The following is a 20846-nucleotide window of genomic DNA, read 5'->3' on the forward strand; positions in this document are numbered from 1 at the left end:
TCTGCGATCATGGCCGGATGGCCTCCGCTGTCTATCTGATCACCGGTATCCAAGCCGCGGGCAAGTCGACGGTGGCCCAGGCGCTGGCCGAGCGCCTGCCCCGTTCGGCGCACGTGCGCGGGGATACCTTTCGCAGATTCGTGGTCGGTGGCCGCGCGGAGATGGGTCCGGAACCGTCTGCCGCCGCCCTCGATCAGCTGCGGCTGCGCCATCGGCTCGCCGCGTCGGTCGCCGACGAGTACGCCGCGGCGGGGTTCACGGCGATCTTGCAAGACGTGGTGCTGGGCGAGTTCCTGCCGTTCACGATCGACCAGATCCGCACCGATCCGCTCTACGTGGTGGTGCTCGCGCCCAGCCACGAAGCGATCGCCGCCCGTGAGTCGGCTCGCGACAAGAACGCCTACGACACCTTCACCGTGGCGGCCCTGGACGCCGTGCTGCGCGACAGCACACCCCGCCTCGGTCTATGGCTCGACACGTCGGAGCTGACCGTCGCCGAGACCGTCGACGTCATCCTCGACACCGCGCGCCCGATCGCGCGGCAACAGGACCGATCCCGAGCGGGCCGTTAGGCCCCGGCCGTCACCTACACGTCCTTGCGCAAGACCGCGCGCCGCGCGAGCGGCTTGGTCGCCGGTCCCTCCAGGACCGCGCCGTCCGGCGCGAAGCGGGAGCCGTGTAGTGGACAGTCCCAGGACCGTTCCGCGTCGTTCCACCGCAGGATGCCGTACAGGTGCGGGCAGACGGCCGATACTTCGGTGGTGACTCCGTCGACGGTGCAGATCGCCGAGGGCGTGAGCCCGTGTCGCTCGACCCGCCCACAGCCCTCCTCGGGCATGCTCGCCGAGCCGCCACCGAGCATGCGCAGCCACCCCGTCGAAAGTTGTTGGGCAACAGCCGTGTTCGCTTTCGCACCGGACAGTAGCGAGCGCAGTTCGGCGGGCCGCCAGGTGGTGAAGGTGCCGGACCAGGCGGGCGGCTTGCCGGTGAGCCTGCCTGCCAGCGCGAGCGCGGCGGCGACGCCGTTGGTCAGGCCCCATTTGGCGTAGCCGGTGGCGACCAGGATGTCGTCCTGGCCGGGCAGCAGCGAGCCGACGTACGGCAATTCACCGACCGGGTGGTAGTCCTGAGCCGACCAGCGGTGCAGCACCTCCGCGCCGGGGAACCAGGCGGCGGTCCAGTCCAGGAGTTCGTCGGCGTGCTCGGCGGCCTCGTCGGTCCGCCCGACCGGGTGGCCGCTGCCGCCGACCAACAGCAGGTCGCCCTCGGGGGTGGGGTGGTAGCGCAGCGAGCGGATGGGCTGCCCCGCGCTGATGTACATGTCGTGCGGCACCGGACCGGGCACCCGGAACGCCGCGAGGTACGAGCGCTGTGCCGTGAGCCGCGCGAAGAACCCGCCCCGGTCCAGCATCGGGGTCCCGGTGGCCAGCACGACCGTGCCCGCGGTCAGGTCGCCGTGTTCGGTCTGCACGAGCAGTTCACCGTCGGAGCCGTGATGCACCCCTTGCGCGAGGGTCGATTCGTAGATCGGGGCGGCGTGCGACTCCACCTCGGCGGCCAGTGCGGCGAGCACGGCCATCGGGTCGATCTGGGCCTGCTCGATCAACCGGACCCCGCCGTACGCCGGGAAGGGCGCTTCCAGGTCGTCGACCAGCTCGGTCGGCAGTCCCGCCGCCCTTGTCGCCTCGAATTCCGCTTGTACCGAGCGCTTTTCGCGTTCGGACTGGGCGTAGGTGACCGCCGCGGCGCGCTGATAGGCGATTCCGTGCTCGTCGCAGAAGCGCAACAGCCAATCCTGGCCGTCCCGATTCGCCGCCAGGTACTGCGCGAGGGTGCCGACACCGTGCCGCCCGGCGATGCTCTGCGCGCGAGTTCCCTGGAGCAGGCTGACTTTTCCGGTCGTGCCACCGGTCGTCCCGAGCCCGACGCGCCGACTCTCGACCACCGCGACCTGGATGCCGTTCTGGGCCAGTAGCAGCGCGGTGACGAGCCCGGTGATGCCCGCGCCGATCACGACGGTGTCGAAACGCGAGCCGGGCGTCAGCCGCAGTCGGGCGGGTACTTGCGCGTCGTTCATCCACAAGGACGTCATAGTCGGGACATAGCCGATCGACCCGGCCCGAAACCCGGCGCTGACCGGCCGATCTTCCAACGGGCGACCACGCGTGATCGACTTCGGCGAATATCCGCACCGCTGATTGAGCCCGCCTCGGCCGGGTAGACCGCCACTGTCCACCTGATAACCGATATTTCGGAGGTAGATATCGTGTCCGAGCACAAGAGTGGTCCCCGGGAAGGCGTCGAAGGCGCTGTCGAAGGCGTCAAGGGCAAGGCCAAGGAGGCCGCCGGAAGCGTCTTCGGAAACGACGATCTGCGCGACGAGGGCAAAGCCCAGCAGGACAAGGCCGAATCCCAGCGCGAGGCCGCGCAGAAGGAAGCCGCAGCCGAGAAGGAGCGTGCCGAGGCGTCGGCCGACGAGCAGCGTCAGCGCGCTCACCAGAAGGGGCAGTAGTCCCCGCACCCGCGCCACGCGGTGAAAGAACGGGGTGTCCGGCTCGAGCCGGACACCCCGTTTTTCGTTGTCTTACTTCGGAACGAAGATGCCGGTCAGGTCCGCTTTCCGGATCGGTGTGTCCGGATTGGCCTGCGCGGTGCACATCAATTCGATCGAGGCGATGGCGGCGTCGACCATGCGGTCGTCCGGCGCCTCCTGCCCGCTGCGCTCCTGCTCGAGGAACTTGGTGACGGTGGTCCGCTTCTTGTCGGCGTCCTGCTCGACGAACTCGCTGCACGGCGTGTCGCCGCCCTTGTTGACGGCCTTCTCGGCCTCCGCACAACCCGCCGCGAACATCGCGGCCGAGGCCAGCGCCGCGACGGCGAGGCTACGCATTCTCATCGAAACTCTCCTGTGTCGGGGCGGCTCAGAATCCGGCGAGGCCGGCGGCCAGGTCATCGAGGTTGAGCGCGTCGAGCACCTGCTGGCGCACGTCGGGGCACTGCTGGATGGTGGCGGTGTCGATGATCGACTGATCCGCGAGCACGGCGTCGTTGAGTCCGCCGTTGCGCACCGCCCAGTTGTGCACCGTGCCGTTGAAGCTGACCCGGCCGACGATCTCACCCTGTTCGCTCCAGTTGCCGACCTCGGCGCGCATCATGTCGCACAGCTGCGCGGCGGCCTCGGGCGTCACCTCGTCGGGATTGGGCACGTCGGCGTTGGGATCGGGCACGTCGGCGCTCGTCGGCGCCGCGATGGTCAGCGAGATGGTGCCCTCGGTGGGGGTGGCGGGTACCGGGTCGGTGTTGCCGTCGCCGCCGCATCCGGCGACGAGCGAGCCCACGGTCACCAGCCCGGCGAGCACGGCCAGGCTCCGGCTCGGCAGCCGAGTTCGGCCGTCGGCTTCCGGTGATCGGTGGTGCACGATCAGTGCCCCCGGTCGTCGTAGAAGTCGCCGTGCTTGCGCTGGACGCGCTTGTGTTCGGCGAAGACCAGCGCGGCGCCGACGACGATGCTCAGCCCGGCCGCGATGCCCGCGACGATCGCCCAGCCCTCGAAGCCGTAGCCCGCCGCGGTGAGCGTCAGCGCGACGAGCACGATGCCGACGCCGACCAGGACCATGCCCGGCCAGTTCTTCGCGTCCTCGATCGCCTCGCCCGCGTGTGTCCGGGTGGTGCGGTGGTGGTCTGGAAATACGCCTTCCGGCTTCTTGTCGTCTCGGAAATTGTTCTCGGCACGCATAGTGGTCTCCTTCCGAGTGCAACCAGCGAACGGGTGCCGTTCGACGGGTACCCGGGGAATCACCGGTCAATCAGCGGCGGCTGGCGACGAGGTCGGTGAGCAGCCGGTCCCAGGCTTGCAGGAACTCGGCGAGACCGAAATTGGCCTGCGCCCACTGCCTTGCCGATTTGCCCGCCAGCTCGGCGAACAGGGGTTCGTGCAGGAACTGCCGGACCGCCTCGGCCAGGATCTCCGGCTCGGTCGACACCACCCCGGCCTCCGCGGGGATCGAGGCGGAGACCTCGGTGGTGCCGAGCGCCACGATCGGCATGCCCAGATACATCGCCTCCAGCACCGACATGCCCAGCGAGGTCCAGCGCGGCACGTGCAGGAACACGCGGCGGCGGGCCAGCTCCTCGTACAGCCGGTCCTGTTCGAGATCGCCCGCGCCGGTGATCCGGTCGGGCGGGCGGTGCAGCGCGGCAGCCAGCCGTTCGGTGCCCGCGCCGTAGACATCGATCGGCGCGGCTTCGGAGAGCGGCGCGAGCAGATCGGTGCCGGTGATGCGGCAGCGGCGCACCGGATCGTGGATGATCGTCGCGGCCCTGGCCAGTTCACCGGTGTACCGCTGGCCGGGATCGGGGATCCCGTAGCGGATGACCGTGCTCGGGCAGCGGCCGTTGTCCCACATCAGCCGGTTGAACTGGGTGACGTGCACCAGCGGGATGTCCGAGCGGCCAGCCAGGGGATGCCTGGTCAGCGCCGCGTGCTGATGTGGCGTGTTGTGTTCGACGTAAACCGCGGGCACGTCGATGCCCGGCGCGCGACCGAGCCATTCGTGCGCGAGGTCCATCTCCCTCGGGCGTTGCAGGACAACGAGATCGATGTCGGTGTCGACCAGATCGGCGGGCGCGATGTCGACCGCGTTCGCGGGCCAGGGACGACCGCACCGGCCACGCGCCCACTCGCCGCGGCGTGCGTCGTAGGGCACCAGATAGCGGTGCCCGCCCTGGACGAAAGCTGTCATCCACGGGCTGTGCGCGTGCCACACCAGGACGTTCAGCGGTCCGGCCGCCCCGTTCGAAGTAATCGTCGGAGCTTCCATACGCCCGGTGTGCCCCGGCGCGTTCGCCCGAAACCTGGATACCCGAGAACCCGTGTACCCGAGCGCGACCCGGGTACGCGGTCACCGAGGCGCCCATACCGTGGCGCCTCTCACGTGGACCAGGGAGGTCGGGGATGACAACGGCAGGCGACATCATGACGGCGGGCGTGCACTGTATTCGCGCGGGCGACACCGTGGCCGAGGCTGCGGACCAGATGGCCGAACTCGACATCGGCGCGTTACCGATCTGCGGCGAGGACAACCGGTTGCACGGCATCCTCACCGACCGCGACATCGTGGTGAAAGTCGTTGCGGCGCGCAAGGATCCGCAGCAGGTGACGGCGGGGGAGCTGGCGGGCGGTGTGCCGTACACGGTGGACGTCACCGACGGCGTGCGCAAGGTGGTGTCGCTGATGGCCCAGCACCAGGTGCGGCGCATCCCGGTGCTCGATCGCGGGCGGCTGGTCGGCATCATCGCCCAAGCCGATGTCGCGACCGCCCTGGGCAACGCGCAGGCGGGGAACATGGTGGAGGCGGTCTCGCTGGACTTCTGATGCGGGAACCCGTCCACCGATCGTGCGCCGCTCATCGCGGCGCACGGTCACGTAGGCGCGCTGACGACCCGCTGCCTGGCGGGTTCCAGCTCGTAGATCGCGTAGGCCGCCCGGATCACCGGCTCGGCGACATTGCGCACCCGGATGCCGCCCGGCGTCGTTCCGCGCTCGGTGCCCGCGTGCGCGTGGCCGTGCAGCGCCAGATCCGCGCCGAATTCGTCGATCGGCTCGCCGAGCAGATAGGAGCCGAGGAACGGGTAGATCTCCCTCGGCTCGCCGTGCAGGGTGTCGCTGACGGGCGAATAGTGCGTGAGCACGACGGTCACGTCGGTGTCCAGCTCGGCCAGCGCGTCGCGCAGCGAATCGGCCAATGCCACGGTGTGGCAGGCGAATTCGCGCATCACCCGCTCGCCGAACACGCTGGCGCACTTACCGGCGAACCCGCCGCCGAAGCCCTTCGTGCCCGCCACGCCGAGCGTCTGCCCGTCGACGGAGACGGTGGTGGAGCTGCCCTCGAGCACGGTGATGCCGTAGTCGCCGAGCAGGGCGGTGATGTCGTCCTGGGCGTCGCTGTGGTGGTCGTGGTTGCCGAGCACGGCGATGACGGGCACGCCGAGATCGGTGAACTCCGTCGCCACCACCCGCGCCTCGTCCAGCGTGCCGTGCCTGGTGAGGTCTCCGGCGAGCAGCAGCACGTCGGCGCGCATGGGGAGTTCGCGCAGCACGGGGCGCAGCTGTCCGGAGGACTCGGCGCCCAGATGTATGTCGCCTACCGCGGCGATCCGCATGGCGTCAGCTCCCTTCGTGCGTCGACAGGTGTTCGGTTCCGGTCGGTGCGGTGGGCACCGAGACGCGCACGTCGTTGTGGATGACGACGCCCGGCAGCTGTTCGCGCACGACCGCTTCCATCTGCTGTTTGCGCTGTTCGCTCGTCACTTCGCCGTCGAGCACCACCACCTCACCGCGAATGGTGACCTGCACGCCGAGTTCGGCGGTGCGCGGGTCCTCGGCGAGCGCGCGGCGCAGACGGGCCACGAGGTACTGGGGCTTTTCCATCGGCTCAGCCTTCTTCTCGGTCTCGAGTGCCCGGGTCGGCCCGGCCCGCGTCGGTGATACCGAGGTCGTCGACCAGGCCGAGAAAAGCTCGGGCATAGGGCGATTCCTTCGTCTGACTGCGCACAACGGACCAGTCCACCTGCTCGCGCAGATCGCGCGCGATGTGCAGCAGCGGGCTCAGATCCAGCCGGTGCGCGTCGAAGACGAGGAGCTTGTCGATCATCAGGTCGGTCGCGCTGATCACCGGCGCCACCGTGGGCCCGACGCGCATGACCGTGGCACGGTCCAGCAACTCGTCGGTGACGTCGCGGCAGTTGGGCCGGTAGATGACGTCGATCAGGGTGTCGCCGTCGTAGACCTTGGACAGCCAGTCCTCGGGCGGCTGGCACACCCGCAGACCCGCCCGCGCGAGTGCCTGGATGGCGCGCGAGGTATCGGCGGGTTTCACGAACAGATCCACATCGTGATCCGACGCGGGACCGCCGCGGGCGTACACCGCGCAGCCACCCGCCACCGCGAACCTGATCTCCGCGTCGAGCAGCGTGTTGGCGGCGCGGGTCAGCGCGTGCAGCAGTTCGTCCATCGTCGCGACCATGCTGCGGTGGTACCCGGCGGATTCCGGGTTAATCAGGGCCTGACCGGGTATGCGATGACGTACACCTCGGCCGGAAACGACCGCGGCCGACCACTAGGAAGGGGCGGTGACATGCCGAAGACAACCCGCAGTGGAGAGGCGAAGAAGTCCGAGCTGCCGAGCACCGTGCGCCGGTCCGACGACAAGGCGCAGCGAACGTTCGCGAAGGCGCACGACGCCGCCCTCGAGGAGTACGGCAGCGAAGAACGCGCCTACCGTGTGGGCTACAGCGCGTTGAAGCACAGCTACGAGAAGATCGGCGACCATTGGGAGCCGAAAGAGCGGCGCGGACCCTCCGACGAGCGCGCCGAGAGCGGGGGCCCGAACGCCCGGGGCCGGACGGCCGAAGGCGTGAACGCCAATGCGACGAAGAAGCACCTGATCAATGTCGCCGGTCGCCTGTCGATCACCGGGCGCTGGAAGATGACCAAAGAAGAGCTCATCTCGGCGATCGAGAAGGAGAATCGCCGGAAGACCGCAAGTGCACGACAATGAGGACCCCTCGCAGCGCCCGGCAAGGGCCTACGAGGGACGGGACGAAACCGAGCTCGAACGACTGGACCGCAACTGGGCCAGCCTGATCCAAGAACTGCGCGTCGTACAGACCGGCGTGCAGTTCCTCATCGGCGCGCTGCTGCTCTTGCCCTTCCAACCCGAGTTCGCGGTGGTGTCGCAGCAGATGCGCACGCTGTATCTGGTGACCGTCTGCGCGGCGTTCGGCGCCACGGTGTTCCTGGTGGCGCCGGTGTCCTGGCATCGCATCCTGTTCCGCAGGCATCGGCTGGGTAACGTCGTCTCGGCCGCGCATCGGTGCGCCATGGCGGGTGTCGCCTTGCTCGGTATCGCGCTGACGGGGGCGTTGATCCTGGTGGTAGACGTGGTCGCCGGGGACGTGGCGGGCGTGATCGCGGGCGTCGTCGCCGCGGTGCTCTTCGCCGCGGCCTGGCTCATCGCGCCGTGGCGATGGCGCGCCCGGAGCCAACGGCACCCGTGACCACTGAGGCCCGCGCGGGCGCGGCACGCCGATACGCCGACAGCGTCGCGGCGGCGACCGCATCCCAGGAATAGCGGCTGCTCGCCCGCTGATACCCGGCCGCGCCCCAGGTTTCGCGCAATGTCGCGTCCTCGAGCAGCGGGCGCACCGCACGGGCCACGACATCCGGCTCGGGCGGTGCGACGAATTTGCCCGTGACTCCGTCCACCACGGTGTCGAGCATGCCGCCGACCGCGGTGGTAACCACCGGCTTCCGGCAGGCCATCGCCTCCAGCGGAACCAAGCCGAACGGCTCGTACCAGGGCGTGCACAGCACCACGTCGGCCGAGCGGTACAGCCGCGGCATCGCGCTGTGCGAGACCCGGCCGAGCAGCCGAACCCGTTCGTGCACACCGTTTTCCACGGCGATGCGACGCAACCGCTTGGCTTCGGCGTCGTCGTCCACGTCGTCGCCGACCGCACCGCCCGCGATCACCAGTTCGGTGTCGGGCAGGTCGGGCATGGCGCGCACCGCGAGGTCGAATCCCTTCCTGCGCACCAGTCGGCCCGCCGCGAAGATCCGGTGGCGCGCCTTGCGGTCGGCGACGCCACCCTCGGGACGGAAGGTCCCGAGATCGACTCCGCAGGGCGCCACCGAGATACGAAAACGCGGCACTCCCATCCTGACGAGTTCGACGGCCTCGTCGGCGCTGGTCGCCAGTACGTGCGCGGCCCTCGTCGCGATGAGCCGCTCGAATCGGATTCGGGAGCGTGGGCTGGTGTCGGCCAGTCCGTGGTGGCGGCGCTTGACGGTGCCGAGCGCGTGGAAGGTCACCACCACCGGAATGTCGTGCGCCCGTGCCGCCAGCTCGGCGGCCAGCGCGGACATCCAGAAGTGCGCGTGCACCAGATCGGGGGTGTCGATGGCCCAGTGCTTGCGCAGGAACGTGCCGAATTCGCCGAGGTGGGGCAGTGTCTGGTCGCGGCCCAGTGGCCGCGGCGGCCCGGCGGGGACGTGCACGACGCGGTAGCCGTCGCGGGTCGCCACCTCGGTCCGGACGTGCGGGTCGTCACGCCGGGTGTAGACGGTGACCCGATGCCCGCGACGGGCCAGCGCCGCGGACAGCGCCGCGACGTGCACCTGTTGACCGCCCGCGCCGCCGCCGGGATCCGAGAGCGGGCTGATGTGTTCGGAAACCATGGCGATCTTCACGGCTACTCCGTTCCGGCGAGAAGGCGGGCGCATGCCGATACTCGGCGCGGCCATGGCCGGACGTGTCGTCGGCGATATGTGCGGGATATGCCCGCCACCGTGGCGCGCAAACGGTGCGGCCCGGCCTTTTCGGCTGGAAATGCCCGGATGAGCTCGGTTTACCTGCACCGAATGCGGGCAGTCGGCCGGACGAGAGCGATTGACGGCAGGCAGGAGGAAGCCAGTGAACGAGCGATCGGACAACGGCGTCGGCGGATCCGGTGCCGATTCCAAGCAGCGACAGCTGGACGCGCACCGTGTCGATCGGGAGAGCGGCTATCTGACGACCCAGCAGGGCGTGCGCGTCGAGAGCACCGACGACGCGCTGGCCGCGGGGGATCGCGGACCCACGCTGTTGGACGACTTCCACGCGCGGGAGAAGATCACCCACTTCGATCACGAGCGCATCCCCGAGCGCGTGGTGCACGCACGCGGCGCGGGCGCCTACGGCTACTTCCAGCCCTACGACAACGCGTTCGCCGACGTCACGGCGGCGGCGTTCCTGACCGACCCGAGCGTGCGCACCCCGGTCTTCGTCCGGTTCTCCACCGTCGCCGGATCCCGCGGTTCCGCCGACACGGTCCGCGACGTGCGCGGGTTCGCCACCAAGTTCTACACGGCCCAGGGCAATTTCGATCTGGTCGGCAACAACTTCCCGGTGTTCTTCATCCAGGACGGCATCAAGTTCCCCGACTTCGTGCACGCGGTGAAACCCGAGCCGCACAACGAGATTCCGCAGGCCGCCTCGGCGCACGACACCCTGTGGGACTTCGTGTCGCTGCAGCCGGAGACCCTGCACGCCATCATGTGGCTGATGTCGGACCGGGCCCTGCCGCGCAGCTACCGGATGATGCAGGGCTTCGGCGTGCACACCTTCCGGCTGGTGAACGCGCAGGGCAAGGGCACCTTCGTCAAGTTCCACTGGAAGCCGAAGCTCGGCGTGCACTCGCTGGTGTGGGACGAATGCCAGCAGATCGCCGGGCGCGATCCCGATTTCAATCGCCGCGATCTCTGGGACTGCATCGAGGGGGGCCAGTACCCCGAATGGGAGCTCGGCGTTCAGCTGGTGCCCGAGGAGCGTGAGTTCGACTTCGATTTCGACCTGCTCGACGCGACCAAGATCATTCCCGAGGAGCAGGTCCCGGTCCGCCCGGTGGGGCGCATGGTGCTCGATCGCAACCCGAACAACTTCTTCGCCGAGACCGAACAGGTCGCCTTCCACACCGCGAACCTGGTGCCCGGCATCGACTTCACCAACGATCCGCTGCTGCAACTGCGCAACTTCTCCTACCTGGACACCCAGTTGATCCGGCTCGGCGGTCCCAATTTCGCCCAGCTGCCGATCAACCGGCCGGTGGCCGAGGTCCGCAATCACCAGCAGGACGGCTACGGCCAGCACGCCATCCCGGTCGGGCCCGCCTCCTACACCAAGAACAGCATCGGCGGCGGGTGCCCGTTCCTGGCCGATTCCGGTGCCTACCAACACTATCCGCAACGGATCGACGGCGAAGCGCAGCGCAAGCGCGCGGAGAGCTTCAAGGAGTACTACCGGCAGCCGAGGATGTTCTGGCGCAGCATGTCCCCGCCCGAGGCCGAGCACATCGTCGACGCGTTCGCCTTCGAGCTGGGCAAGGTGAACCGGACGGAGATCCGCGAGCGGGTCGTGGAGCATTTGGTCCGCATCGACACCGACCTCGCGGTGCGGGTGGCGGGCAAGCTGGGCACTTCCGCCCCGGAGTCCGACATCGACACCTCCGATTCCTTCGTCTCGCCCGCGCTGTCCCAGGCCAACACCGCGATGGACACGATCCAGACCCGCAAGATCGCGGTGCTGGCCGCCGACGGCATCGACGCGGCCGGGGTGCGCGCGCTGCGCGCGGCGCTGACCGAACGCGGCGCGATCGTCGAGGTGCTCGGCCTGCACGGCGGACGAATCAGGGGCGACGGATCCGACGGCGACCAGCTCGATGTCGACCGGTCGCTGGCCACCGCCGCCTCGGTGCTCTACGACGGCGTTGTCGTCCCCGGCGGTCCCGGCGCGGCGGAGACGTTGGCGCGCAACGGTTCCGCGGTGCACTTCGTGCTGGAGGCGTTCAAGCACGCGAAAGCCGTCGCCGCCTTCGGCGCGGGCGTCTCGGTGCTGCGCATCTCCGGGATCATCCCCGAGACGCCACCGGATGGCGGGCTCGGCATCGAACAGGGCGTGGTCACCACTGAGTCGAGCGGCGGCTCACTACCTGGGGATTTCGTGGACGCCTTCGCCGACGCGCTGGCCAGGCACCGCATCTGGCGCCGGGCGACCGCCGCGGTGCCTGCCTGAGACAAGTCCCTGACACCGCCGGGCGGACGTGCCAGACTGTAGGGAGGTTGAGACTACAGCCGAACCCGGTTCGACGCGGTCGGCCCAGACGACGGGCCACCGCGATCATTCGGACGGGAGCGTGACGGCAACTGCCGATCGATGCCGATCGGCGGGCGCGCTGGGACGAACTCCGAGCGCGCCGCCAGGTGGCTGACAGGCCCGGCACGCGGCGGCTCGACGCACCGCGTACCCGACAGCGGGCCGTCATCCCACCGTGCCCCCTCCCATCGACGGCGCTCGTCCGTCGACCGAGCCGATCGCACCGAGCCGGACATCCCTTTGCCAAGGGAGGTTTGCCATGCCAGTTGACGCCGCTCTACCCCGGCACCGCATCGACGGAGTCGATCCGAGCGCTCGTCCAGGTGGTGCGCACTCGCAGCACGACAGCCGCATGTGGTCGCAGCGGGTCGACCGGCGCCGACAGTGCGTCGTGGTCCGCGTCGAGGGCGAAATCGACGCGCTCGTGCACGACCGATTCCAGGAAACGGTCGAACATGCGACGCGAGCGGGGTGCCAGGCCGTGGTCGTCGATCTACGCGCCGCCAGATTCCTCAGCATCCGGACCGCGAGCACATTGGGCGCGCTCCGGCAACGGGCCGCGTGCGCGGGCGTCGACCTGCGCGTCGTAGCCGGTCGGGCCGAGATCGAACGGGCGCTCGACGTCGCGGGCGTTCGCTCGTTGTTCTTCCGCTACCCCTCCATGCGCGCCGCGCTGGACGCGTGAGGCCGATAGTCCTCGGCCGCACCGATCTGCTCGCCGCTCACCCGGCGAGGACGGATACTTGCCGTGTGACGGAGAGTGGGTCGGTTCAGCCCGAAGACGCGTTCGCGCTGAACCGGGTGATCGGTATGGGGACGCCGCAGAGTGTCGGCAGTTTCCGATTCTGGTTCGCGGACCAGCGGTGGGAGTGGTCGGACGAGGTGGCGTTGATGCACGGGTACTCGCCGGGAACGGTGCGGCCCACGACGAAACTGTTGCTCTCGCACAAGCATCCCGAGGACCGTGAGCAGGTCGCCACGGTATTGGCGAACTCCATCGAGACCGGCGAGCCGTTCTCCAGCAGGCACCGGATCATCGACACGAAGGGCACGGTGCACCACATGATCGTGGTGGCCGACCGGATGACCGACGAATCCGGCGAGGTGGTCGGCACCGCGGGTTACTACATCGATGTCACCGACACGCTCGAGGAGCACCGGCAGGAGACGCTGGACGACACGCTGCCGGAGTTGTACGAGGCGCGCGCGATCATCGAACAGGCCAAGGGCGCGCTGATGCTGGTGTACGGCATCAGCGCGGAACAGGCCTTCCGAGTGCTGAGCTGGCGTTCCCAGGAAACCAACGTGAAACTGCGCTCGCTCGCCTCCCAGTTGATCGCCGATATGCATGCCACGACGCAGGTCGCCGTCGGCCTGCGCACGGAATTCGATCACCTGTTGCTGACCGCCCACGAACGGGTGCGGCGGTAGGGTGGGTACCCGCGTCGGCGACAACCGACGTTTCAGTTCGTGTCCGACGGGTAAGCGCAACGATGAGGGACGCCGCGGTCGCCTCACCTCGAGGTGTTCGGTGATTGTTGCGCGGTAGCCTGACGGATCGGCCGCGCGAAACAAGGTGGTGATGGGTTATGGGGGAGTGGACCTCTCAGTCCTCTACGGAAACGACGACCATCGGGGTGCGCGTGCCCGCGCGCCTCGAGCAGCTGACGATGCTCCGCGCGCTCGCCGAAACCGTGGCCCTCATCGCGGATTTCGCCATCGATGAAGTGACCGACATCCGCTTGGCCTTGGACGAGGTCGCCACCGCGCTGATCTTGGACGCGGTGCCCGGCTCGAATGTCGACTGCGCTTTCACCTACGACGAGAATCGCATGTTCGTCCACGTCTCCTCGGTGGCCACGACCGAATCGGTAGTGGAACAGGCCGGTTTCGGATGGCACATCGTGCGGACCCTCACCGAATCGATCGCGGCGCAGCAGGAGCCTTACGACGGAGCGCTGTCGGGGTATCCGACGGTTGTCGACTTCACCTGGGTGCGAGGGGGCGCCGATGGCGGGTGAATCGAAATCGGCGGGCGACAGCTACGACAACATCGAGCCGCTCTTCGAGAAGATCGCCGCCCTCGGCCCCGACGACCCGCGCCGCGCAGCCCTCCGAGAGGAACTGATCGGGCGGTGCCTGCCGCTGGCCGAGCACATCGCCCGCAAGTTCTCCGGGCGCGGTGAGATCTTCGACGACCTGCTCCAGGTCGCGCGCCTCGGCCTGGTGCAGGCCGCCGACCGGTTCGACGTGAGCCGTGGCTCGTCGTTCCTGGCGTTCGCGGTGCCCACCATCATGGGCGAGGTCCGCAGGCACTTCCGCGACAACACCTGGGCCGTGCGGGTGCCACGGCGCACCAAGGAGATTCAGCTCAGCATCGGCGCGACCGTGGAGGCGCTCTCGCAACGGCTCGGCCGGATGCCGCGCGCCAGGGAGATCGCCGACGAACTCGACGTCGACCTGGTCGAGGTCACCCAGGCCCTGATCGCGGGCAATGCCTACCAATCGTCGTCTATCGACGCCGTCGCGGGCGACGACATCGACAGCGCCCCGCTTCCGCTGCTGGAAAGCCTGGGCGCAGACGAACCGTCCTACCACCTGGTGGAGGACTTCATGGCAGTCAAGCCGCTCATCTCCGACCTGCCCGACCGCGAACGGCAGGTCCTCGTCATGCGCTTCTTCGAGGGCAAGACCCAGACGCAGATCGCCGACGTCCTCGGCGTCTCCCAGATGCACGTTTCCCGGATCCTGGCCAAGACACTGCGCTGGCTGCGCGAGGAAGCGCTGCGCGACTGATCGACGCGACGTCCGCGACTCGTTGGCACGGGCCCACGGCGCTTTGCGATTCATTGGCGCGGCGCCCGCGCGGCTCACACCGGATTCGGCGGTGGGGGCGCCGGATCCGGCCCCGGAGTAGGACGACTGGGCGACGGTTCCGGCGGGGGATGACCCGGGCCCGGCACCGGCGGGGTACCGGGTTCGCGCGGGTCCGGGCCGGGCACCGGCGGCGTGGGCCGATCCGGTTCCGGCGGGAACGGATGCGCCGGGCTCGGATCTGGTTCCGGCGGCAGCGGCGACGGACCCGGATCGGGCGGGAACGGGGGCGGGAACGGATGCGGCGCGGGGTCCGGATTCGGGATCGGCTCCGGCGGCGTCGGCACCGGGTCGGGCTCCGGAATCGGCGGAATGGGATCGGGCATCGGCTGTGGCGTGTGGTCGTCCATGCGACATCTCCTCGGTGGTGACCCGCGGCGCCGGAAACCGCGCGGCGGAGCGGGCCGGTCACCGAGCCGGGTACCCACCCAGCACGGGACGAATCGGGTGCGGTGTACGCCTCACTCTCGTTTGCCGACGATCCGGTTCGGGTAAAGGGGGAACAACCGGACAAAGAGATACGAGGGCGCAGAGGGAGTCGTCATGGACGATCAACGACGACCCGCCACCCGGACTCCGTACACCGGACCCGGGCATTCGAGGTCGCTGCAGCAGGCACAGGAGATCACCTCGCCGACGCAGCGGCCGGACCGAGCGGGCCGCACCCTGATCACGCGCAACCACGACGTGATCAGACGGTGGGCCGAGGAGCGCGGAGCTCGTCCCGCCACCATGCCGGGCAGCGAGTACAACGGCCGCCTCGGCGTGCTGCGCTTCGACTTCCCCGGCTACGGCGGGGCGGTGCTGCGCCCGGTCGGCTGGGACGAGTGGTTCGAGACCTTCGACGACCGGCGGCTGCGCTTCCTCTACCAGGAGCAACGGGCCGACGGCTCGCCGAGCAATTTCAACCGGCTGGAGCGACCGCGCCGCGAGGACCGCTGATCCGTTTCGTCGGCTCGGCAGCGGCAAAACCCCAAGCATGAGTGAACCGATAGGCGAGGAGCCGCTGGACGACACGGCGTGGACCGATCAGATTCCGTCCACCACCGAACAGCTCGACGAGGACGAACTCGACGCCGACCCGCTCGAGCAGGCGATGGACCCGCCCGACGCGTGGTCCGGCGCCGAGCGCTACGCCCGGTCGCCTGCCGAGCAGCGCGCGGGCGAGTCGATCGGCGAGCGTCTCGACGCAGAGGAACCGGACGTCGCTCCGGACCAGCCCCCGCTCACCAGGGGCCCCGAGGAGTCCTGACCGGAAACGACCGAGCGATCGGCGCGGCACCGGTTGCCGCGCCGATCTTCTCGCGTCCGCGGTCAGTCCGTCGCCGCCGGTGCCGGCAGGAAGCGGGGGAGCACCACCGAGCCCGCGGTGGCCGCGGCGGCGGTCGTCGCCGCGATGGTCCAGCCGATCGGGCCCAGCGGGGTGCAGCCGAAGTAGCCGCACACACCCGGGGTCATGACCACGGCCCCGAGCACCACGCCGCTGGCCGCGGTGGTCACCCAGACCAGCGGGCTGCGGTGCCCGGAGACCAGCGTCTGCCCGAGCTGGGTGCCGATCAGCGCGACCAGACCGATGGTGGCGGCCCGGCGCTGTGACCCGGTGTAGCGGGCGATGGTCCACGCGGTCGCCGCCCCTGCGGCGGTGGTGACGCCGCGGACCGCGATGGTGTGCGCCAGCTCCGGTCCGAGCCGCGCGGGCGGGATTTCGGACAACTGCCTGGCGCGCTCTTCGGGATCGGTGGCGTCCTGTTCGGCGCGGTCGGGGGAGAGCGCGAGCGCCAGCGCGGGGAACATGTCGGTGAGCATGTTCACCAGCAGGAACTGGCGGGTGCCGAGCGGCGCGTGTCCGCTGACGGCGGTGCCGTACAACGTGAACGCCACCTCGCCCGCGTTGCCGCCGACCAGCACGCCGACGGCGTCGTTGATCCGCTGCCACATGCCGCGTCCCTCCACGAGCGCGTGTAGCAGGGCGGTCGGGTCCGGTTCGGTGAGCACCAAGTCGGCGGCGTTGCGGGCGGCGGCGGAACCGTGTGCGGCCAAACCGATTCCGACGTCGGCGCTGCGGATCGCGGCTGCGTCGTTGCTGCCGTCGCCGGTCATGCCGACGACATGCCCCGCGCGGCGCAGCGCGGCGACGATGCGCACCTTCTGCTCGGGGGCGACCCTGGCGAACACCGTCGTCCGCTCGATCAGCTTCGTCTGTTCGCTGTCGTCGAGGCGGTCCAGATCGGCGCCGGTGGTCACCGACTCCGCGTCGATGCCGAGCTGTCGTGCGACGGCCGCCGCGGTCACCGGATGGTCGCCGGTGATCATGCGGATGCCGATGCCGTTCTCGCGCAACGCCTGCACGAGCGGAAGCGTCTGCGGGCGCGGCGTGTCGGCCAACCCGAGGAAGCCGAGGAGGGTGAGTTCGCCGACCGCCTCCTCGACGTCCGCCGGCTTCTCGGCCAAGTCGCGGCGGGCCACCACCAGCACCCGCAGGCCCTGTTCGGCGAGATCACGCACCACCGCTTGGGCGCGCTCGCGATGGTGGTCGGTGAGCGTCTGCTTGTCCTCATCGCCCGTGCGCACCTTCGCGCAGCGGGGCAGCACCACCTCGGGGACGCCCTTGACGACGAGGCGCAGCCTGCGGGTGGTGTGCCCGAGCGCGGCGGCGTAGCCGCGGTTGGACTCGAACGGGATCTCCTCGATCGGGTCCCACTGGTCGTCGTCGCCGAGCACGTCGGCGGCATCGAGGACCGCGCGATCGGTGGCGTGCAGCACCGGACCGTCGTCCGGGTCGGGGCAGGCTCGCGCGGCGGCGCGCAGCAGACGGCGCGCGTTGTAGACATCGGCGTCGTGTGGCCACTGCCGATCCAAGTCGGCGAGGGTGGTCAGCCGCAATCGCCCTTCGGTGAGAGTTCCGGTCTTGTCGAAGCACAGCGTGTCGACGCGGCCGAGCGCCTCGACGGTGCGGCTGGCCCGCACCAGCACGCCATACCGGGACAGCCTGCGGGCGGCGGCGAGCTGCGCCACGGTGGCGACCAGCGGCAGCCCTTCCGGTACTGCGGCGACGGCCACGCCGACGCCGTCGGCGATCGCGATGCGCAGCGGTTGTCCGCGCAGGCCGCCCAGCGCCGTCACCGCGCTGCCGCCCGCCAGGGTCAGCGGCAGCACGCGCTCGGTCAGACGTCGCAATTGCGCTTGCACACCGCCCTTTTCGGGCGGCACCGCGCCCGCGGTAGCGCGCCCGGCCTGCGTGTCGGCGCCGACGGCCACAACGACCGCGCAGGCCTCGCCGGTCACCACCGTGCTGCCCTCGAACACCATGCACGCCCGGTCACCGAGCTCGGCGCCCGGCGTGGCGGCCAGCTGCTTCTCCACGGTGACCGATTCGCCGGTCAGTCCGGATTCGTCCATCTCCAGGTCGTCCACCCAGAGCAGACGCGCGTCGGCGGGCACCACGTCGCCCGCCCGCAGCGCGACGACATCACCCAGGACGAGCCGGTGGGCGGGCACGATCCGCTCGTCGGCGTCGGCGGCCGGCTCGGTGCCGCCCTCGCCCACCGCGGCGCGATCCAGCAGCCGGGCGGTCACCTCTTCTTCGGCGATCAGCTGGTGCAGCGCGTTCTCCGCCTTCTGGCGTTGCCGCGCGGAGACCAGCGCGTTGACGGTCAGCACCGAGGAGAGCAGCAGGGCGTCGGAGGGAGAGCCGAGGATGGCGGTGGCGACGGCGCCGACACCGAGGATGGGCGTCAGCGGGTCGGCCAGCTCACGGCGAAGCTGCCCGGCGAACGAGATCAGTGACGCGAAGGGCGCGAGCAGCGCGGGCGTGCGCGATTCCTCGGTGACCCGCGCGTCCAGCGCCTGCGGCTCCGGTAGCCGGGAGAGCACCTCGTCGGGTTCGAGCGCGTTCCACGGCAGCAGCGGCGCCAGAGTGGCGCGCGGCTCGCCGCGCACGGCCTGCCAACCCGCGAACGCGCCGTTGACCAGGCCGACGAAGTGCGCGGTGACCATCGGCGAGCTGCGTCCGCGCCGCGCCGGACCGGTCGCCAGCAGCAATCCGCCGAGCGCGCACGCCGACAGCGCCAGCGCGCGGCCGCGTTCGCTGGCCTGCCTGGCCGGGACCACCGCGGCCAGCACCCGCTGGACCTGGCTCAGATCGCGGCACATCAGATCGGCGCTCCACGGTGGCCGCATCGACTCGCACTCGCCGCCGCACACGCCGATCGCCACGTCGGCCCAGGCCAGCGCCTTGTGCGCACGCGGACTCAGCACCGCGACGACATGACCGTCCTGCTGCGCGCCGTTCACCAGCTTGCTCATCGACACCCCCGCGGAGACGAATTCGTCGGCGAGGGAACGCAATTCCGCGACATCCTCGCCGCCGACCAGCGTCACCCGCAGACCCGCGGTGCGCGCGGCGCCGAGCAAGGCGTGCGCGCGACGGTCCAGCTCGCGCCCGATCAGGACCCGGCCCACCGGGCGGCCGCCGTCGCGCAGTTCGCGCCAGACCGGGCGCACCGTGACGCCGCGATCCGGCGCTCCGCTCTTGGGCTGGACCAAGCGCAACCCGTGCGAACCACTCGGCCCCGCTTCGTCGTCCAAGCCGTCCGCGGACCGCAGCAGGCGCTGCGCGGCGCTCCACACGTGGGCCGCGGCGCGCTCCTCGTCGGCTTTCACTTGCTCGTCGAGCTCGTCGTGCGTCGGTCGCGACCCGTTGGTCGACACCCGTGAGGTCTCGGACGAGCTGTCCGTCGCGGCGGCGCCGTCCCGCCGCCGACGCCTGCGTGGGTCCCGCCAGCGCGGGTCGATGGGTTCGGCCGCGAGCACCAGGCGGCGCGAGGTCAGCAACGATTCGCCGTCCACCACCAGCGCGGTGAGGCGATCCAACCGACGCCATACGACCGGCTCCAGGGTGAGCACACCCGCGCGCGACAGGGTCATCGAGACGGCGGCGGCGTACGCCTCCCGCGTCGCTCGGGCGGCCTTCGGCGCGCCGAGCTCGAGCGCCTCCGACGCCGCGCCCCCGCGCCGAGAGGCGCCGAACGCGGCCGCGCTGAGCAGCGCGCCCGCCGAGGCCTCGTCGGCGACCCGTTCCACCGGCCCGCGCGGCAGTTCGGCGGGCCTGGAGTGCTCGGGCAACGGATCGTCGACGGCCAGCGCCTCGTGCGTGGTGAGTTCGCACTCCCAGTCGCGCCACTGGGCGCGTCGCGCCACGACCTCGGTCAGCACCATAGTGCGCTGCATCGTGTCGACGACCAGGTTCGCCATGCCCGCGGCAGGCGCGTTGCCGATCGCGTTGCCGATCGCCATCGCGGTGCTCAGCACCAGATCCGTTCTCGGACGGCCCAATCGATCTTCCAGCACGCGCCGCAGCCGCGGCTGGGCGTCGGTGAACGCGGCCATCGAGCGCAGCACCCGCACCGGCGGCTTGATCGGCAGCAGCCAGCTCGTGGTCGCCACGGCCATCGCGCACAGATCCCCGGCGACCTGAATCCCCGCCACCAGCAACGGTTCTCGATCCGAGGGGAACTCGGCGCGACGGTTCCACTCCCGATCCGCGACCTTGACCTCGCGCTCGGTCCGCTCCACCTCGGCGAGCAGTGCGGGCAGATCCGCCGCGCCGTTGGCCAGCGCCGCGACCACCCGTCCGGTGACCGCGTTGACCTCCCACCAGCGCACCGCGCGCAGCCGGTCGAGTCGCTTGCCGAGCGCCTTGGTGATGGCCGGGTTGTCCATGTCGGTGAGGCCGCGCACCTCGACCGTCGCGCGATCCTCGCTCACGGCGATCCGGCGATGGGTTCGTCCGGTGTGCGGGTCGACCAGGTCGGCCAGGTCGTCACGCAGGTGGCCGGCGGCGTCGGGGAGCATCAGCTCCGCGCCCGCGACGGCGGCGCGCACACCGGTCTCGGCGACGCGGATCGGCACGGTGGCGGCTTTCATCCCGGTGTCGACGGCGAGCCCCACCCCGGAGCGCGCGACGTCGACCGCCGTGCCCGCGACGGAGGAGACCAGCGGGTTGAACACGATATTGCGCACCGATAAGCCCATACCGGTCAGCTACCCGGCAGTGCACCGGACAAACAGCGCGGAAGCGGTTCCGACGGCGCTGTTCGGCCGGTTCGCGCCGCCGAGACGACGTGGCGAGGATCACTGCCGATTTGCCATTGATGCGCGCGCGGGTAAGGGTGGGTACCCGAACGGAGCGGCACCCGCCAGCCACCCGATGTTTACCGAGCGGTCGGTACGGGTATTCGTGTGGTCGGCAAGCTGCTCGAAGCGGACTGTCGCGTCGTCTGG

General features: G+C 70.2%; 23 protein-coding genes. 12 read left to right on the top strand and 11 right to left on the bottom strand.

From position 1 onward, the window contains the following. Positions 1-17 precede the first annotated feature (17 nt). On the top strand, positions 18-572 hold the full coding sequence (locus AB0H49_RS04905) for an AAA family ATPase (protein ID WP_357247268.1): 555 nt from the start codon (positions 18-20) through the stop codon (positions 570-572). Between the two features lie 14 nt (positions 573-586). Here the strand turns inward: AB0H49_RS04905 and AB0H49_RS04910 are convergent, their stop codons facing one another. Next, positions 587-2092, bottom strand: a complete 1506-nt coding sequence (locus AB0H49_RS04910; RefSeq protein ID WP_357247271.1) for an FAD-dependent oxidoreductase — start codon at positions 2090-2092, stop codon at positions 587-589. Positions 2093-2266: 174 nt separating this feature from the next. Between AB0H49_RS04910 and AB0H49_RS04915 the strand changes: the two genes are divergently transcribed. Beyond that, positions 2267-2512 (top strand): CsbD family protein, encoded by a 246-nt coding sequence (locus tag AB0H49_RS04915; RefSeq protein ID WP_355001571.1) that lies wholly within the window; start codon positions 2267-2269, stop codon positions 2510-2512. Between the two features lie 72 nt (positions 2513-2584). Here AB0H49_RS04915 and AB0H49_RS04920 read toward each other — a convergent pair whose 3' ends face one another. From AB0H49_RS04920 to AB0H49_RS04935, 4 genes are all read right to left on the bottom strand, one after another. Beyond that, positions 2585-2896: a hypothetical protein gene (locus AB0H49_RS04920; RefSeq protein WP_355001570.1), complete on the bottom strand. Its 312-nt coding sequence runs from the start codon at positions 2894-2896 to the stop codon at positions 2585-2587. A 25-nt stretch (positions 2897-2921) separates the two neighbouring features. Next, a complete protein-coding gene (locus AB0H49_RS04925; RefSeq protein WP_357247275.1) occupies positions 2922-3419 on the bottom strand; it encodes a hypothetical protein in 498 nt (165 codons plus the stop codon). 2 nt (positions 3420-3421) lie between these two features. Then, on the bottom strand, positions 3422-3736 hold the full coding sequence (locus tag AB0H49_RS04930; RefSeq protein ID WP_355001568.1) for a hypothetical protein: 315 nt from the start codon (positions 3734-3736) through the stop codon (positions 3422-3424). A 70-nt stretch (positions 3737-3806) separates the two neighbouring features. After that, entirely contained in the window at positions 3807-4742 is a 936-nt protein-coding gene (locus AB0H49_RS04935; protein WP_355001567.1) for a glycosyltransferase, read from the bottom strand. 212 nt (positions 4743-4954) lie between these two features. On the opposite strand from AB0H49_RS04935, the gene AB0H49_RS04940 reads away from it, so the two are divergent. Continuing rightward, positions 4955-5374: a CBS domain-containing protein gene (locus tag AB0H49_RS04940; protein ID WP_355001566.1), complete on the top strand. Its 420-nt coding sequence runs from the start codon at positions 4955-4957 to the stop codon at positions 5372-5374. Positions 5375-5421: 47 nt separating this feature from the next. Here AB0H49_RS04940 and AB0H49_RS04945 read toward each other — a convergent pair whose 3' ends face one another. The 3 genes from AB0H49_RS04945 to AB0H49_RS04955 are packed head-to-tail and all read right to left on the bottom strand — an operon-like array spanning position 5422 to position 7013. Continuing rightward, positions 5422-6162: a metallophosphoesterase gene (locus AB0H49_RS04945; protein WP_355001565.1), complete on the bottom strand. Its 741-nt coding sequence runs from the start codon at positions 6160-6162 to the stop codon at positions 5422-5424. Positions 6163-6166: 4 nt separating this feature from the next. After that, on the bottom strand, positions 6167-6430 hold the full coding sequence (locus AB0H49_RS04950; protein WP_355001564.1) for a BON domain-containing protein: 264 nt from the start codon (positions 6428-6430) through the stop codon (positions 6167-6169). Positions 6431-6434: 4 nt separating this feature from the next. Then, positions 6435-7013, bottom strand: coding sequence for a hypothetical protein (locus AB0H49_RS04955; RefSeq protein ID WP_355001563.1), 579 nt, complete (start codon positions 7011-7013; stop codon positions 6435-6437). A gap of 123 nt (positions 7014-7136) precedes the next feature. Between AB0H49_RS04955 and AB0H49_RS04960 the strand changes: the two genes are divergently transcribed. Together AB0H49_RS04960 and AB0H49_RS04965 are read left to right on the top strand one after the other, a co-directional pair. Then, on the top strand, positions 7137-7559 hold the full coding sequence (locus AB0H49_RS04960) for a ChaB family protein (RefSeq protein ID WP_355001720.1): 423 nt from the start codon (positions 7137-7139) through the stop codon (positions 7557-7559). Next, positions 7546-8058, top strand: a complete 513-nt coding sequence (locus AB0H49_RS04965) for a DUF6328 family protein (RefSeq protein ID WP_357247281.1) — start codon at positions 7546-7548, stop codon at positions 8056-8058. The genes AB0H49_RS04960 and AB0H49_RS04965 overlap by 14 nt, the downstream gene beginning before the upstream one ends. Here the strand turns inward: AB0H49_RS04965 and AB0H49_RS04970 are convergent. Then, positions 8012-9250 (bottom strand): glycosyltransferase, encoded by a 1239-nt coding sequence (locus tag AB0H49_RS04970; protein WP_355001561.1) that lies wholly within the window; start codon positions 9248-9250, stop codon positions 8012-8014. The genes AB0H49_RS04965 and AB0H49_RS04970 overlap by 47 nt on opposite strands. A gap of 223 nt (positions 9251-9473) precedes the next feature. Between AB0H49_RS04970 and AB0H49_RS04975 the strand changes: the two genes are divergently transcribed. The 5 genes from AB0H49_RS04975 to AB0H49_RS04995 all read left to right on the top strand — a co-directional run bounded on the left by AB0H49_RS04975 (position 9474) and on the right by AB0H49_RS04995 (position 14486). Then, complete coding sequence (locus tag AB0H49_RS04975; RefSeq protein WP_357247284.1) at positions 9474-11609, top strand: catalase; 2136 nt, start codon at positions 9474-9476, stop codon at positions 11607-11609. A 340-nt stretch (positions 11610-11949) separates the two neighbouring features. Continuing rightward, entirely contained in the window at positions 11950-12375 is a 426-nt protein-coding gene (locus AB0H49_RS04980) for an STAS domain-containing protein (RefSeq protein WP_355001559.1), read from the top strand. Positions 12376-12500: 125 nt separating this feature from the next. After that, complete coding sequence (locus tag AB0H49_RS04985; protein ID WP_355001719.1) at positions 12501-13121, top strand: PAS and ANTAR domain-containing protein; 621 nt, start codon at positions 12501-12503, stop codon at positions 13119-13121. A 158-nt stretch (positions 13122-13279) separates the two neighbouring features. Beyond that, positions 13280-13711, top strand: a complete 432-nt coding sequence (locus AB0H49_RS04990; protein WP_357247287.1) for an anti-sigma factor — start codon at positions 13280-13282, stop codon at positions 13709-13711. Continuing rightward, positions 13701-14486 carry an RNA polymerase sigma factor SigF gene (locus AB0H49_RS04995; protein ID WP_067777991.1) on the top strand — a complete coding sequence of 262 codons (786 nt, stop codon included), beginning with the start codon at positions 13701-13703 and terminating at the stop codon, positions 14484-14486. The genes AB0H49_RS04990 and AB0H49_RS04995 overlap by 11 nt, the downstream gene beginning before the upstream one ends. Before the next feature lie 74 nt (positions 14487-14560). Here the strand turns inward: AB0H49_RS04995 and AB0H49_RS05000 are convergent, their stop codons facing one another. Continuing rightward, on the bottom strand, positions 14561-14914 hold the full coding sequence (locus AB0H49_RS05000; RefSeq protein ID WP_357247290.1) for a hypothetical protein: 354 nt from the start codon (positions 14912-14914) through the stop codon (positions 14561-14563). 193 nt (positions 14915-15107) lie between these two features. On the opposite strand from AB0H49_RS05000, the gene AB0H49_RS05005 reads away from it, so the two are divergent. Both AB0H49_RS05005 and AB0H49_RS05010 read left to right on the top strand, forming a co-directional pair. Next, entirely contained in the window at positions 15108-15506 is a 399-nt protein-coding gene (locus tag AB0H49_RS05005) for a hypothetical protein (protein WP_355001556.1), read from the top strand. A gap of 37 nt (positions 15507-15543) precedes the next feature. Further along, positions 15544-15816 (top strand): hypothetical protein, encoded by a 273-nt coding sequence (locus AB0H49_RS05010; RefSeq protein WP_355001555.1) that lies wholly within the window; start codon positions 15544-15546, stop codon positions 15814-15816. A gap of 62 nt (positions 15817-15878) precedes the next feature. On the opposite strand, the gene AB0H49_RS05015 is transcribed toward AB0H49_RS05010, so the two are convergent. Then, positions 15879-20585 (bottom strand): cation-translocating P-type ATPase, encoded by a 4707-nt coding sequence (locus AB0H49_RS05015; protein ID WP_357247293.1) that lies wholly within the window; start codon positions 20583-20585, stop codon positions 15879-15881. Positions 20586-20846: the final 261 nt, after the last annotated feature.

This window comes from Nocardia sp. NPDC050713, from assembly GCF_040654315.1.
GTDB lineage: Bacteria > Actinomycetota > Actinomycetes > Mycobacteriales > Mycobacteriaceae > Nocardia.